The following is a 13091-nucleotide window of genomic DNA, read 5'->3' as shown; positions in this document are numbered from 1 at the left end:
TCGGCAAACAACTCCGCATTCAATTCTCCCCCTTTAGTGAAAACTAATTCATCCGACCTACTTATCTGCGGCAAACTGGCGGCAGCTACGGGCCGCGGCCGCGGTAGAGTTGGTGCGCATCCGCGGGCAGTTCACGGATACCTCGAAGGCCAAAATCAGCGAGGCGGGGGTGTACGAGGAATTCAGCGCCCAGCAGCTGGACTGGATAAACTGCGACCGGTTTACGAGTGCCAGCAAGCGGCTGACCGTAGGCGTGAACCCCGGCCCGACCGATGCCATTGTGAAGCTGGTTTTCAAGGCCATACGCGGCGTGATGAACGGTGCCGCTTACGCCCCCGACAAGGTTGTGTTCAGCGGCGTACCGTATGCCGAGCCGGTAACGCTGGTGGCCCTGCGGCGCGAAAACGGCATCACCTACCTGGCTATCCGCGATGTGAAAGCCACAGCCCTGCTGTATGGTGGCCTCGAGTACCGGCCCGTGACGATGGCCGAGCTGCGGGCCGAGTTGGCTTGTTTGGAGTAAGGCCGCGCTACAGCTTCACCCCAAATTTCGCGCCCACGCCTTCCAAGTCCTTCACCACGGCATCAAGCAACGGGATGCCATCCAGCAGCCGGTGGGCAGCCATTTCCCGCTCCGGGTCGCCGGGGATAAGGACCTTTTTGCCTTCCACGGCCTGCGCGCTGCGGAAAGTTGCAATCCAGTTATCCATGTGGGCTTTGAATTCATCGGCGGGCCGGAAGGCATCGACGCGCATAGCCCCGAAAAAATGGCCCAGGCCCTGACCCACCGGGTTGGCCGAAGGTTGGAGGAAAGCCACGAAGGGCGGCACCCACGGCCCGTAGTTCGCACCAGACAGCACCGCCGAAAAGATGTCGACGATGCTCCCCAAAGCATAACCCTTGTGCGAGCCGGTTGCGCCACCGAGCGGTAGCAGCGCGCCGCCGTTTTTTACAGCATTGGCGTCGGTGCTGGGTTGGCCGTCGGCGGTTTGAGCCCAGCCTTCGGGCAGGGGCGTGCCTTTGCGCTGGGCAATTTCGAGCTTGCCATTGGCGGCAGTAGTGGTGGCCATATCAGCCACGAAATCGGGTTGCTCGCCAGCGGGCACGGCCACGGCGATGGGGTTGGTGCCGAGCAGGCGGTCAAGCGAATAGGTAGGGGCCACGAGCGGCGAGGCGTTGGTCATGGCGATGCCAATCATGTCGTGGGCCAGGGGCAGCATGGCATGGTAGCCCGCAATGCCGAAGTGATTGGAGTTTTTCACCGAAACCCAACCGGAACCCACCTGCTGGGCCTTTTCGATAGCAATGCGCATGGCTTTGGGACCCACCACCAAGCCCAGGCCACCGTCGCCATCCACCACCGCGGTGCTGGGCGTTTCGTAGGTGATGCCCACGCGGGGCGTCGCGTTGATGCGGCCAGCCTCCCAGAGGCGCACGTAGCCCATGAGGCGGGCCACACCGTGCGAGTCGATGCCGCGCAGGTCGGCCGAGAGCAGGGTTTCGGTGGCCAGCGTAGCATCGGCTTCGGGGCAGCCGATGCGGCGGAAAACTCTTTCGGTGAAGGTGAAAAGCTGGGTATAGGAAAAAGTCGGCATTGGTGGTTTAGCTGCACGTCATGCAGAGCGCAGCGAAGCATCTCGCGTGCCACTACTTATTGACGCTTTCATGATTGAGTTACTGCCACAAGCGAGATGCTTCGCTGCGCTCTGCATGACGTTTTATACGGCCAGCATTTCGGCCAATAGTCCTTCTTTGAGCGCGTAAGCCGAGGTGCGGATGCGCGTGATTTCGGCAATGCCCAGTACAAAGTCAATCAGCACGGCCGCCACTACCAGCATATTGGCGCGCATGGGCAGAATGCCGGGCAGGGCTTTGCGCTGCTCGTGGTTGCCGCTGAGCAGGTGGCGGTAGCTGGTTTGGAAGGATTCCAGCGCCAGCTCGGTGCAGGGAGGCAACTCACTTTCAGTGCGCAAGTTCCCAATTTGCATGTCGGCAAGGCTGTCGAAGCTGCCCGAAGCCCCCACGAGGCTGACGGGCCGGTAGCGCTGCACGGCTTCGATAAGCGGCTCCAGCACCGTGCTGAGGTAGCGCTGCTCGGCTTCCACCGCTTCGGCAGGAAATACGCCGCTGGGGTCGGGGAAGAACTTGTCGAGCAGGCGCTGCGCGCCTATTTCAAAGCTCTGCTTCCAGAAAATGGTGCGCTGGTTGGCAACGATGAACTCGACCGAGCCGCCGCCGATGTCCATAATCAGCTGGGCTTCCTCGCCCAAATCCACGGCCTGGCGCACGCCTTCGCAAATGAGTTCGGCCTCGCGGTCGCCGGGAATGACGTTGACCTGAATGCCGGTTTGCTCGAAAATGTCGCGCACCAGGTCGGGGCCGTTTTTCGTCACGCGCATGGCGCTGGTGGCGGTGGCGCGCACTTCCTGGGCTTCGTGCAGCTCAATTTCTTCCTTGAAACCGGCCAGTGTGTGCAGCGCGCGGGCATAGGCTTCGGGCGCGATGATGCCTTGGCTAATGCCGCCTTCGCCCAGGCGCACGCCAGCTTTAGTGCGCAGCAGGGGCACTGGCTTTTCGCCGGGCACGGTGGGCATTTCCACGATGAGCAGGTGGAAGGTGTTAGTACCCATGTCGATAAGGGCAACGCGGCGCTGGTGGCTGGTGATTTGATGCATTGAGGGGTGGCGTAGCAAAGGCCCGGGAAGGCAAGCGGGTTTATATCGAAGAAGCACTATTGTTCGTCGGCTTCCTACGTAACTTTGGGCGCAAGTACGAGCTATGGCTGATAAAAATCTGGTTTCTACAAAGAAGTGCCCTTCTTGCCAGCAGTGGTCGCAATGGCAACAGCAAGGTGCCGACCGTTGCGAGCACTGTGGTGAGTTCCTGGACCCGCGCACTCACGCCGAAGACCAGCAGCAGGCAGCCACGGAGCACCTGCGAGGAGGTATCGAGCTCATACAAATCAATCCCGAAGATGGCGGCATCGTGTGGTTTTTCAAGACCATCGTGCGCGGTGGGCAGTTGTTGTTTATCGCCATCTTGGGGTTCATTGTCTGGCTGGTGACGGCTATCGCGGCCTAACATGCGGGCGCCGGCCGTGCTCCGCCACCCGTTGTTTCTGGGTTGCGCCCTGATATATGGGAGCTACCAACTCAATAAACGCTGGCTGCACTGGTCGTTGCCGGCCTGGCTCACTTCCTACCTGAGCGACGTGCTGTGCCTGCCTATTATTCTCAGCCTGGCCCTGGCCGCGCACCAATTGGTATACGACCGGCGGGCTATGCTGCCGGGCACGTGGGTGCTGGCGGCCTGGGGCATTGTAGTCCTCTGGTTCGAAGGCGTGCTACCTCTTTGGTCAGCTACGGCCGTAGCCGACCCCGTCGATGTGCTGGCTTACGCAGTGGGTGCGCTCATATTCCAGCAGTGGCTAAACAAGCCGGCCTGAGGCTGGGCCCACGCTACGTAGCAAACCGGCAGAACGTGCCCAGGGGTAGCTTGCGCTGGCCCGCATCGTGCAGGTAAATCTCGCCCAACTCGCGCACCGCCTTCTCACCAGGGAAAATGGCGGTGGTCAGGTTATCCAGAATAAGGGCCGAGAAACCCAGCGAATACAGGTTTACCACGAAGAAATGGTCCTCGGGGTCGAGCAATTGCTGGCTGAGCTTGAGCATCTCGTTCAACTCGTCTTCGAGCTGCCACTTTTCGCCGTTAGGGCCGCGGCCGTAGGCGGGTGGGTCGAGGATGAGGCCCTGGTACTTGCTGCCGCGCTTCACTTCGCGCCGCACGTACTTCATGGCATCTTCTACGAGCCAGCGCACCCCGTCGAGCTGGCTGGCTTCCATGTTGTCGCGGGCCCAGAAGTTCACCTGCTTCACTGAGTCGAGGTGCGTGACGTCGGCGCCGGCGGCGCGGGCAGCCAGCGTGGCGGCGCCGGTGTAGGCAAACAGGTTGAGCACGCGCGGCAGCTTGGCGCGGCGCTTCCGCGTTTGGTTGTAGATGAACTGCCAGTTGGGGTCCTGCTCCGGAAACAGCCCCACGTGCTTGAACGACGAGAGACCAAGGCGGAATTTTAGCTTCAGGCCGTCGGGTCGCTGGTAGTCGATGAGCCATTGCTCGGGCATGTCGGGCTTGAGGCGCCACTGGCCTTTCTCGGTGGAACCGGGGGCGCGGGCAAAAGCGGCATCGGCGCGTTCCCATTCTGTAAGCGGCAGGTGCGGGTCCCAGATGGCCTGCGGCTCGGGCCGGGCCAGCACGTACTTGCCGAAACGTTCGAGCTTCTGGAAGTTGCCGGAATCAATCAGCTCGTAGTCGGGCCAGGGGGAGGTGGTGAGGAAGTCGTACATAAGCAGGCTGCAAAGGTAGGGGCCGTGCCCGGTAGGGTCTTACCCGGCAGGGCGTGGCATTTGGGCCGAGATGCTGGCTCAAGCCTTTCGGGGCTCGATATCGTATTGCTGTTTTGCTTCTCCTATAGCCTCCCCACTTTCCACATGCCTGAAATCCCTCGCCTGCTCGACCAGCTCCGCCATGCGTTCGACGGTGAACCGTGGTGCGGTCCTTCGCTGCTGACCAATCTGGAAGGGGTAACTGCTGCTCAGGCCGCCCAGTATCCCATTAAAAATGCCCACAGCATCTGGGAGATTGTGCTGCACGTTGCGAGCTGGACCGCCATTGTGCGGCGTCGCTTGGCCGGCAACAAGCCCTTGCAACCCGGCGCTGCCGAAGACTGGCCCGCCCTGCCCAACAACCTCGCCGAAACCGACTGGCAGGCGGCTTTAGCCGCGCTACACAAGGCCCAGCAGCAGCTTCTAGCGTTTGTTGAAACCTTACCCGAAAACGAGCTGGACCGCGTTATCGGGGCCACCTTCGAGCCGCCGCAGGGCAACAGCTACACCGCTTACCAGATGCTGCACGGAGTAGCTCAGCACTACCTCTACCACGCGGGCCAGATTGTGCTGCTGCGCAAGCTGCTCGCTTAGTAGTAGCTGAGGTTGCCGTTGGCCATACCCCGTTAATCTGCCCACTTCAAGCGGCCGCTAACCCGGTTCATCGAAGAAGCCCGGCCCACGCGGTGCCTAACCGCTAGCTTTACCGGATGCTGCCTGCCACTCGCAAGAAGTTAGTTTGGGTTTCGGTCGTCTTGTTCGCCGTGCTAGCGCTTGGGCTGTGGTGGCTGCGCACGCCCAACGCGCCATTACGCGCCGTGCTGGCTCCTGATACTTACACGGAGCACCGCGAAGTAAAGTGGCCGCACCGCGGGCAGGTATTCGACCGCCACGATTCGCTGCTGGTGTACACCGGTCGCCACTACCTGCTGGTGCTGCCGCGTCGCAAGTGGCTCGATTCGGCCCGTCTTAACCGCCTGCTGGGCTGGCCCGATAGTGCCTTCGAGTTCCGCAGCCGCGACCTGCAGCGCCGCCAGTTGCCCCTGCAGCTGGAGCTGACCGTTTCTGAAGCCGATACCCTGCGCCGGCATCAGCGCGCATGGCCCGCCTTGGTGGTACGCGAATACACGGCCCGCAACTACCGCCGGCCCGTGGCTGCACCGGTGCTGGGCTATGCTTATAGCAACGCGCAGCCGTTTCTGACACAGGCGCAGCAGTTGGCCCGGGGCCGCTTTTTTCGGCTCCGCAACGGCGGTATCGAAAGCTACTATAATGCCTTGCTGGCAGGCCGGCGCGGCGCCTACCACCCGCTGCGCGATGCGCTGGGCCATGCCCACGGCACCTGGGCTGCCGATACTGCCTTCCAGCCCGGCCAGGACCTGCACCTGAGCCTCGATGCCGACCTGCAGGCCTACGCCGAGCGCATACTGGCCGAGCGCCGCGGCTACATTGTCGCGCTGGAGCCGGCTACCGGCGAAATTCTCTGCTACGTTTCGGCCCCCACGTTTGCCCCGGCTACCCTTACTGCCTTGGGGCGTGGGGGCGAGCGGCGGGCGCTGCTCCTCAACCCCGACATGCCGCTGCTGAACCGCCCGGCGCTGCTGGCCAACCCGCCGGGCTCGGTGTTCAAGCTGGTGAATGCGGCTGTGGCGTTGCAGCTGGGGGCCATCACGGCCAAAACCGGGTTCCGCTGCGACCAGTCGCTCATCAACTGCGTGCACGAGCACCCCAATGCCCACAACCTCACGCAGGCGTTCAAATACAGCTGCAACCCGTACTTCTACCGCGTGCTGCGGGCGGTAGTCGACAACGTGCCCGACTCGCTGGCCCAGCCCGTCGATACCGTGCGCGTGCGCCACCAAAACCTGGCCGCCTGGACGCGCCACGTCAAATCCTTCGGCCTCGATACGCTGCTGGGGGTTGATATGCCCCGCGAAAACCCCGGGTTTATTCCCACCCCGGCCTACTACGACCGCCACTACGGCGCCCGCCGCTGGAACTACCGCACCATCTATTCGCTCAGCATCGGGCAGGGCGAAATCAACCTGACTGGGCTGCAAACGGCCAACGTGCTGGCCACCATTGCCAACCGGGGCTGGTTTATTGCGCCGCATTTTGTGCGGGCCGTGGGCGACTCCGACGCGCCGCTGGCCCGCTTCCGTCAGAAGCACCACACGCTGGTCGACAGCGTACATTTCGCCGAGTTGATTCCGGGCATGGTGGCGGCCATGCGCCCCGGTGGCACTGCCGAGCTGGCCTCCCTGGCTGATATAGGCATTGAGGTAGCTGGCAAAACCGGCACCGTGCAGAACGACGAGGGCGACGACCACGCCACCTTTGCCGGTTTTGCGCCGGCAACCAACCCGAAAATTGTGGTGGCGGTGTACATCGAAAACGGCGGTTTCGGCGGCCTCTCAGCAGCCCCACTGGCCTCACTTATTATGGAGAAGTACCTGCGCGGCAAAATTGCCCCCAAACGCAAGCGCTGGGAGAACTGGATACGCTGCGGCAACCTGGCCGAGCAGGGCCACGAGGAACGATAAGTCCGCCAGCCGGTTTCTTTGCAGCACGTTTGCCTAACCAGAAAATTATTAGTTATCAATACATGCAATTCCACAAATATCAGGGCACCGGCAACGACTTCGTGATGATTGACGACCGGGCCCGCGCTTTCGACGAAACTGACCAGCCGCTTATCGCCCGCCTCTGCGACCGTCGGTTCGGCATCGGGGCCGATGGCCTGATTCTGCTGCGCAACAAGCCCGATTTCGATTTCGAAATGGTGTACTTCAACGCCGACGGGCGCCCCAGCTCCATGTGCGGCAACGGCGGCCGCTGCACCGTGGCCTTCGCCAAACACCTCGGCCTCATCAACTCCGAAACCCGTTTTCTGGCCGTCGATGGCCCCCACGACGCCCGCGTGGAACCCGACGGCACCGTGCGCCTGCGCATGATTGACGTGAATGCCCCGATTGAAGCCGAAATAGGGGAGGACGACGTGTTTCTGCACACCGGCTCGCCCCACCATATTCACTTCCTCGACCCCGAAGAAGGCCACAAGCTGGCCGAATTCGACGTGTACGGCGCCGGCCACGACATTCGCTACGACCAAGCCTACGACCCCGTCGGCACCAACGTCAACTTCGTCGAAGTACCCGCCGACCCCGCCCATGCCTGGCCCGTGCGCACCTACGAGCGTGGCGTCGAAAATGAAACCCTGAGCTGTGGCACTGGCGTCACGGCCGTAGCCCTGGCTGCCTCGCAGCGCGGTGCGGTATCGCCGGTACGGTTGCAAACCATGGGCGGCGAGTTGGAAGTGAGCTTCGAGCAGCAGCCCGATGGCGGCTTTGCCAACGTGTGGCTGAGTGGCCCGGCTACGCGCGTATTTGGCGGAGAGGTGTAGTTTTACAAATGTCTATAAAAGCAGAAAAAGCCTCCCGCAACAACGGGAGGCTTTTTTGTGCGTGAGTTAAGCTGCGCTTACTTCGCCAGCATCTTCAGCAGCGCTTGGGCTGCGGGCTCCGAAGAGGCCGGGTTCTGGCCCGTAATCAGGTTGCCGGCGGTTACAACGTAGGGCTGCCAGTCGGCACCTTTCGAATAGTTGCCGCCGTTTTCCTTCAACATGTCTTCTACCAGGAAGGGCACCACGTTGGTCAGTTGCACCGCTTCTTCTTCAGTATTTGTGAAGCCGGCAACTGCCTTGCCGCGTACCAGGGGCTCGCCGTTGGCAGCCTTCACGCGGCGTAGCACGCCGGGAGCGTGGCACACCAGCGCTAGCGGCTTGCCGGCGGCGTAGGTGCTTTCGATGAGGGCAATTGACTTGGCGTCTTCGGCTAAATCCCACAGCGGGCCGTGGCCACCGGGGTAGAACACGGCATCAAAATTCTCGGCCTTGATGGTGTCGAGCGTTACCGTATTAGCTAGGGCTTTTTGAGCGGCGGGGTCTTGCTTAAAGCGCTCCGTGGCTGCGGTCTGGGCGCCGGTCTCGTCGCTTTTGGGGTCGAGGGGTGGCTGGCCGCCTTTGGGCGAAGCGAGGGTAATGTCGGCGCCGGCATCAACGAACGCATAGTAAGGAGCAGCGAATTCTTCGAGCCAGAAACCAGTTTTGTGGCCGGTGTCGCCGAGCTGGTCGTGCGAAGTCAGAATCATGGCAATTTTCATGGGAGAGAGTTAACAGATGAGTGACAATAATTGCCGAAAACAGCAAGGCCCCGGCGTAGACCGAGGCCTTGTCAGAATTAGATAGACTGGGAGATTACTACGCTTAAGCGTTAGTCGTAGTGGTAAGGCTTACTTCGATGTTGCCTTTGGTGGCACGCGAGTAGGGGCAAATGCCGTGAGCCGCTTCCACCAGCTCTTCGGCCTGCTTTTGCTCGAAGCCGGGCAGGTTTACGTGCAGGTCGGCCGAGATACCGTAGCCGCCGTCCTCAGCCTTACCGAAGCCGATGAAGGCTTCCACAGTCACGTTTTCCAGGCGCACGTTGGCCTGGCGGGCGGCTACACCCAGCGCGCCTTCGAAGCAGGCCGCATAGCCAGCGGCAAACAGCTGCTCGGGGTTGGTCGCGCCGGCTTTGCCGGGGCCGCCCATCTCCTTGGGCGTGCTCAGGTCGATGCTGAGCACGTTGTTGTTGGTAGTAACGTGGCCGTCGCGGCCGCCTTTGGCCAGGGCCTGAGCAGTGAAGATTTTTTCGATTTTCATCGGAATAAGAAAAAAAGTAAAGCGCTGGCTGCTAAGCCAGCTGGGTAAGTAAATGGGTGAGGTGAGTGCGCAGAGCCAGTATTTCGGCTTCCGACATCTGCATTTTATCAAGCATCTGCAACGGAATCTTTTCGGCCTGAGCTTCGAGGGCCCGACCGGCCGGCAGCAGTGCGATGATGACCGACCGTTCGTCGCGCGGGTCGCGGCGTCGGCTCAGCCACTGCTTCTGCTCCATGCGTTTGAGCAGCGGCGTGAGCGTGCCCGAATCGAGCAGCAGCTTTTCGCCCAGCTCCTTCACCGTCAGCTGCTCGTGCTCCCACAACAGCAGAAACACGAGGTACTGTGGATACGTGAGGTCGAGCGCCTGCAACAGCGGCTGATAAGCTTTGGTGAGCAGTCGCGATACCGCATAAAACGGGAAGCACAGCTGGTTCTCCAGCCTAAGCAGCGAGTTTTTGGCGGGTGGGGTGGGGGAGGTAGCCATAGAGTTTCGCAAAGGTAAACGGGTTATGGTTGTGCAATGTTTGATTGTGCATAACTTATTTTTTGTGGCTACCACTTTTGCTGCCATGCTGTGCCTGCCGGAAATGCAGCAGCAGCGCAGAAAACGCCTGTTTTTGCCCAGCGTCCTCCGGATGCTGCCGGCGCGCGATACCTTTATTCAACCATGAACCTGCGCGCCCTCGAACCCGAAGACCTCGAATTTCTTTTCGCCCTCGAAAACGACCCCGACATCTGGGGGGTATCTGACACGCTCGCGCCGGTATCGCGCCACACGCTGCGCGAATACCTGGAGCATGCCAGTGCGGATTTCTACGTAGTGCGCCAGCTACGGCTGGTAATTACTACTGATATTGGCAGCCCGGCCATTGGCATCGTCGACCTGTTCGATTACGACCCGCTGCACCAGCGGGCGGGGGTAGGCATCATTATTCTGGCCAGTGAGCGCCGCCACGGCTATGCTCGGCAGGCGTTGGAACTACTAAAAGAGTACGCTCGCAGCGTGCTGCGCCTGTACCAGATTTACGCGACCGTAGGCGCCGATAACGCAGCGAGTTTGAAGTTGTTTCGTGCCGCTGGTTTCCGACGCGTGGGCATCCGGCATGGCTGGTTACGCACCGCGGATGGCTGGGTCGATGCCGTAGAATGGCAATGTCTGCTGCAGGCTTCGACAATTATAGGAGAATCTGCGTAGCCTTATATACCTGTGGTAAAGGTAAGACTAGGTGAATACTTAGCAATGTAAGCTGGTCTATATCCTTTGGCCGAAGGGTTGCGTATAGGGTAGCAAGCGCCCCAGCCGAGTAGGTCAACGAGTTCCTCCGGTGTGGCACGAAACCCCTTTTCCTGCTACTCTTCATGCCCCCTTCTTCGACGGTGGAAGCGTTCCCACGCCCTTCTGCCAACGCTGTCCGGCCCAGCGCATCAGGCGCCGAAACAACGTTTACGTATTCTCTGCCCGACCTGGTATGCTTCGCGCATCTGCACTGGGATTTTGTGTGGCAGCGCCCACAGCATCTCCTGTCGCGCTTCGCCCAACAAGGCCGGGTATTTTACGTCGAAGATGCTTTTTATCACAGCGACAACCTCATCGAGCCACACGTTGAGATTAAAGACCGCGACAATGGGGTGAAAGTGGTGGTCGTGCACTTGCCCCAGCGCCTGCGCGCCGACGAAGATGCCGCCGACCAGGCCCAGTTCGAAGTGCTGAGCCATTACTTCAGCGAGCAGGGCGTAACCAACTACCTGTTCTGGTATTACACGCCAATGGCCCTCGGCAAGTCGCGTCAGTTTACGCCCAAACTCACCGTGTATGACTGCATGGACGAGTTGGCCGCGTTCAAGTTTGCCCCACCCGAGCTCAAAAAACGCGAGCAGGAGCTTTTCGCCAAAGCCGACCTCGTGTTCACCGGCGGTCACACGCTCTATGAATCCAAGCGCGAGCAGCACCCCGATGCACATCCGTTCCCGAGCAGCATCGACAAAGCGCACTTTGGCCAGGCCCGCGGCCCCATGGCCGAGCCCGCCGACCAGACCAGCATTCCGCACCCACGCGTCGGCTTCTTCGGAGTAGTCGATGAGCGCCTCGACATTGAACTGCTGCGGCAGTTGGCGCAGAACCATCCGGAGTGGCAATTTGTCATCATTGGACCGGTGGTGAAGATTGACCCCGCCATTTTGCCCCGTACAGCCAACGTGCATTACCTCGGCGGCAAAGATTATAAGGAACTGCCCGCCTACCTAAAGGGTTGGGATGTGGCGACGCTCCTGTTTGCAGATAACGAAAGCACCAAGTTCATCTCGCCCACCAAAACCCCGGAGTACCTCGCCGCGGGTAACCCGGTGGTTAGTACGCCTATCCGCGACGTGGTACGGCCCTACGGCGACCTTAACCTGGTACAGATTGCCGATAACGCGGCCGACTTCGGCAAGGCCATCAAAAATGCACTGACCCAGCGTGCCGACGCCGACTGGCGCCAACGCACCGACGATTACCTGGCGACCATTTCCTGGGACCAGACCTGGCAGCAGATGGTGGACCTGATGCAGGCCCGCCTCTCGGCCAAAACACCCGACGCCGCCACCACCACCGGGGCCCATGAGCCGCGAATGGCCACGAAGGTGTCGGAAGTAACGCTGCCACCAATTACCCGAAGCTGAATGTTTTTCAGCAGGCAAATAGCCGCAATGGCCTTACAAGCTGCTGAAAACCTAGTCAGTGCTTCATCAAGCCAGGTATTAGATAATTACTCCCTTCCCCACTCACTCCCATACCCTACACACCATGTTCGACTATCTCATCGTTGGGGCCGGTTTTGCCGGCAGCGTGCTCGCCGAACGGCTGGCTACCCGCAGCAACAAAAAAGTTCTCATCGTTGACAAGCGCAGCCACATCGCTGGCAATGCCTACGACCATTATAACGAGGACGGCATTCTGGTGCACAAGTATGGTCCGCATATCTTTCACACCAATTCGAAGGATGTGTTCGACTACCTCGGCAACTTCACCGACTGGCGCCCCTACGAGCACCGCGTACTAGCTTCGGTCGACGGGCAGCACGTGCCCATGCCCATTAACCTCGACACCATTAACAAGCTTTATGGCTTGAACCTGACGAGCTTCGAACTGGATGAGTTCTTTGCCTCAGTTGCTGAGCATGTGGACGTTATTAAGACGTCGGAAGACGTGGTGGTAAGCAAAGTAGGCCGTGAGCTTTACAATAAGTTCTTCAAGAACTACACCAACAAGCAGTGGGGTCTCGACCCGTCGCAGCTCGACAAGTCGGTGACTTCGCGGGTGCCTACCCGTACCAACCGCGACGACCGGTACTTCACCGATACCTACCAGGCCATGCCGCTGCACGGCTACACCCGGATGTTTGAGAACATGCTCAACCACCCGAACATCAAAGTGATGCTAAACACGGACTACCATGAAATTATGGACTTCATTCCCTTCAAGGAAATGATTTTCACGGGCCCCGTGGACGAGTATTTCGACTTCAAGTTTGGCAAGCTACCCTATCGCTCGCTGGAGTTCAAGCACGAAACGCTGAACAAGGAGAAGCACCTCGCCGCACCCGTAGTGAACTACCCCAACGAGCACCCCTACACGCGCATCACCGAGTTCAAGGCCCTCACCGGCCAGGACCACCCCAAAACGGCCATCGTGTACGAGTACCCGCAGGCTGAAGGCGACCCGTACTACCCCATCCCAATGGCCGAAAACGCCGAGCTGTACAACAAGTATAAGAAGCTGGCCGACGAAACGCCCAATGTGCATTTCGTAGGCCGCCTCGCTACCTACAAGTATTACAACATGGACCAGGTGGTAGCCCAGGCCCTCACGCTCTATAAGAAGTTGACGGAGAAGGAAAATGCCGCTAAGCCCGCTCGCCCAGCCATTTCGGGCAGCACCGCCCTGGTGGAGAAGCTGGTGAGCCGCTCGCCGCAGCCGGAGTAAAAGTAGCGCGCTGCGTATGCGAGCGCAGCGAGCATGGGCAATGGCG

16 protein-coding genes are annotated in these 13091 nt (G+C 60.4%); 10 read left to right on the top strand and 6 right to left on the bottom strand.

Features of this window, described 5'->3' with window-relative positions; all coding sequences use genetic code 11:
* Positions 1–109 precede the first annotated feature (109 nt).
* Positions 110–523, top strand: a complete 414-nt coding sequence (locus tag ABD837_RS19765) for a hypothetical protein (protein WP_345058047.1) — start codon at positions 110–112, stop codon at positions 521–523.
* Positions 524–530: 7 nt separating this feature from the next.
* On the opposite strand, the gene ABD837_RS19760 is transcribed toward ABD837_RS19765, so the two are convergent.
* Positions 531–1595: an Ldh family oxidoreductase gene (locus ABD837_RS19760; protein ID WP_345058045.1), complete on the bottom strand. Its 1065-nt coding sequence runs from the start codon at positions 1593–1595 to the stop codon at positions 531–533.
* Between the two features lie 123 nt (positions 1596–1718).
* Positions 1719–2675 carry a Ppx/GppA phosphatase family protein gene (locus tag ABD837_RS19755; RefSeq protein WP_345058042.1) on the bottom strand — a complete coding sequence of 319 codons (957 nt, stop codon included), beginning with the start codon at positions 2673–2675 and terminating at the stop codon, positions 1719–1721.
* A gap of 103 nt (positions 2676–2778) precedes the next feature.
* Here ABD837_RS19755 and ABD837_RS19750 point away from each other — a divergent pair, with 103 nt between their 5' ends.
* Positions 2779–3081, top strand: coding sequence for a hypothetical protein (locus tag ABD837_RS19750; RefSeq protein WP_345058039.1), 303 nt, complete (start codon positions 2779–2781; stop codon positions 3079–3081).
* Between the two features lies 1 nt (position 3082).
* On the top strand, positions 3083–3445 hold the full coding sequence (locus ABD837_RS19745; RefSeq protein WP_345058037.1) for a hypothetical protein: 363 nt from the start codon (positions 3083–3085) through the stop codon (positions 3443–3445).
* Positions 3446–3458: 13 nt separating this feature from the next.
* Here ABD837_RS19745 and ABD837_RS19740 read toward each other — a convergent pair whose 3' ends face one another.
* Complete coding sequence (locus ABD837_RS19740; RefSeq protein ID WP_345058034.1) at positions 3459–4343, bottom strand: class I SAM-dependent methyltransferase; 885 nt, start codon at positions 4341–4343, stop codon at positions 3459–3461.
* Between the two features lie 144 nt (positions 4344–4487).
* Here ABD837_RS19740 and ABD837_RS19735 point away from each other — a divergent pair, with 144 nt between their 5' ends.
* From ABD837_RS19735 to dapF, 3 genes are all read left to right on the top strand, one after another.
* On the top strand, positions 4488–4976 hold the full coding sequence (locus ABD837_RS19735) for a DinB family protein (protein WP_345058031.1): 489 nt from the start codon (positions 4488–4490) through the stop codon (positions 4974–4976).
* 116 nt (positions 4977–5092) lie between these two features.
* Complete coding sequence (locus tag ABD837_RS19730) at positions 5093–6925, top strand: peptidoglycan D,D-transpeptidase FtsI family protein (RefSeq protein WP_345058028.1); 1833 nt, start codon at positions 5093–5095, stop codon at positions 6923–6925.
* Between the two features lie 62 nt (positions 6926–6987).
* The gene (dapF, locus tag ABD837_RS19725) at positions 6988–7785 is read left to right on the top strand and encodes a diaminopimelate epimerase (protein ID WP_345058025.1); all 798 of its coding nucleotides are present in this window, start codon (positions 6988–6990) and stop codon (positions 7783–7785) included.
* A gap of 77 nt (positions 7786–7862) precedes the next feature.
* Here the strand turns inward: dapF and ABD837_RS19720 are convergent, their stop codons facing one another.
* From ABD837_RS19720 to ABD837_RS19710, 3 genes are all read right to left on the bottom strand, one after another.
* Positions 7863–8543 (bottom strand): type 1 glutamine amidotransferase domain-containing protein, encoded by a 681-nt coding sequence (locus tag ABD837_RS19720; RefSeq protein WP_345058022.1) that lies wholly within the window; start codon positions 8541–8543, stop codon positions 7863–7865.
* 103 nt (positions 8544–8646) lie between these two features.
* The gene (locus tag ABD837_RS19715) at positions 8647–9081 is read right to left on the bottom strand and encodes an organic hydroperoxide resistance protein (protein ID WP_345058019.1); all 435 of its coding nucleotides are present in this window, start codon (positions 9079–9081) and stop codon (positions 8647–8649) included.
* Positions 9082–9112: 31 nt separating this feature from the next.
* Complete coding sequence (locus ABD837_RS19710; protein WP_345058016.1) at positions 9113–9565, bottom strand: MarR family winged helix-turn-helix transcriptional regulator; 453 nt, start codon at positions 9563–9565, stop codon at positions 9113–9115.
* Positions 9566–9629: 64 nt separating this feature from the next.
* Here ABD837_RS19710 and ABD837_RS19705 point away from each other — a divergent pair, with 64 nt between their 5' ends.
* From ABD837_RS19705 to glf, 4 genes are all read left to right on the top strand, one after another.
* A complete protein-coding gene (locus tag ABD837_RS19705; RefSeq protein ID WP_345058013.1) occupies positions 9630–9752 on the top strand; it encodes a hypothetical protein in 123 nt (40 codons plus the stop codon).
* Positions 9749–10276 (top strand): GNAT family N-acetyltransferase, encoded by a 528-nt coding sequence (locus tag ABD837_RS19700; RefSeq protein ID WP_345058010.1) that lies wholly within the window; start codon positions 9749–9751, stop codon positions 10274–10276. Before ABD837_RS19705 ends, ABD837_RS19700 begins: the two co-directional genes overlap by 4 nt.
* Positions 10277–10440: 164 nt before the next feature.
* Positions 10441–11742: a glycosyltransferase family 1 protein gene (locus ABD837_RS19695; RefSeq protein ID WP_345058008.1), complete on the top strand. Its 1302-nt coding sequence runs from the start codon at positions 10441–10443 to the stop codon at positions 11740–11742.
* 124 nt (positions 11743–11866) lie between these two features.
* A complete protein-coding gene (gene glf, locus ABD837_RS19690) occupies positions 11867–13045 on the top strand; it encodes a UDP-galactopyranose mutase (RefSeq protein WP_345058006.1) in 1179 nt (392 codons plus the stop codon).
* Positions 13046–13091 lie beyond the last annotated feature (46 nt).

Origin of the sequence: Hymenobacter glaciei (genome assembly GCF_039539585.1) — a bacterium.
Lineage (GTDB): Bacteria > Bacteroidota > Bacteroidia > Cytophagales > Hymenobacteraceae > Hymenobacter > Hymenobacter glaciei.
The sequence above is the reverse complement of the archived record's forward strand: the minus strand, read 5'-3'. Positions and strand labels throughout refer to the sequence as shown.

What these genes read in the sequence shown, in the direction of transcription:
- ABD837_RS19760 (WP_345058045.1), bottom strand. Translation starts at nt 1,595, where the DNA reads ATGCCGACTTTTTCCTATACCCAGCTTTTCACCTTCACCGAAAGAGTT.
- ABD837_RS19755 (WP_345058042.1), bottom strand. Translation starts at nt 2,675, where the DNA reads ATGCATCAAATCACCAGCCACCAGCGCCGCGTTGCCCTTATCGACATG.
- ABD837_RS19750 (WP_345058039.1), top strand. Translation starts at nt 2,779, where the DNA reads ATGGCTGATAAAAATCTGGTTTCTACAAAGAAGTGCCCTTCTTGCCAG.
- ABD837_RS19745 (WP_345058037.1), top strand. Translation starts at nt 3,083, where the DNA reads ATGCGGGCGCCGGCCGTGCTCCGCCACCCGTTGTTTCTGGGTTGCGCC.
- ABD837_RS19740 (WP_345058034.1), bottom strand. Translation starts at nt 4,343, where the DNA reads ATGTACGACTTCCTCACCACCTCCCCCTGGCCCGACTACGAGCTGATT.
- ABD837_RS19735 (WP_345058031.1), top strand. Translation starts at nt 4,488, where the DNA reads ATGCCTGAAATCCCTCGCCTGCTCGACCAGCTCCGCCATGCGTTCGAC.
- ABD837_RS19730 (WP_345058028.1), top strand. Translation starts at nt 5,093, where the DNA reads ATGCTGCCTGCCACTCGCAAGAAGTTAGTTTGGGTTTCGGTCGTCTTG.
- dapF (WP_345058025.1), top strand. Translation starts at nt 6,988, where the DNA reads ATGCAATTCCACAAATATCAGGGCACCGGCAACGACTTCGTGATGATT.
- ABD837_RS19720 (WP_345058022.1), bottom strand. Translation starts at nt 8,543, where the DNA reads ATGAAAATTGCCATGATTCTGACTTCGCACGACCAGCTCGGCGACACC.
- ABD837_RS19715 (WP_345058019.1), bottom strand. Translation starts at nt 9,081, where the DNA reads ATGAAAATCGAAAAAATCTTCACTGCTCAGGCCCTGGCCAAAGGCGGC.
- ABD837_RS19710 (WP_345058016.1), bottom strand. Translation starts at nt 9,565, where the DNA reads ATGGCTACCTCCCCCACCCCACCCGCCAAAAACTCGCTGCTTAGGCTG.
- ABD837_RS19700 (WP_345058010.1), top strand. Translation starts at nt 9,749, where the DNA reads ATGAACCTGCGCGCCCTCGAACCCGAAGACCTCGAATTTCTTTTCGCC.
- ABD837_RS19695 (WP_345058008.1), top strand. Translation starts at nt 10,441, where the DNA reads ATGCCCCCTTCTTCGACGGTGGAAGCGTTCCCACGCCCTTCTGCCAAC.
- glf (WP_345058006.1), top strand. Translation starts at nt 11,867, where the DNA reads ATGTTCGACTATCTCATCGTTGGGGCCGGTTTTGCCGGCAGCGTGCTC.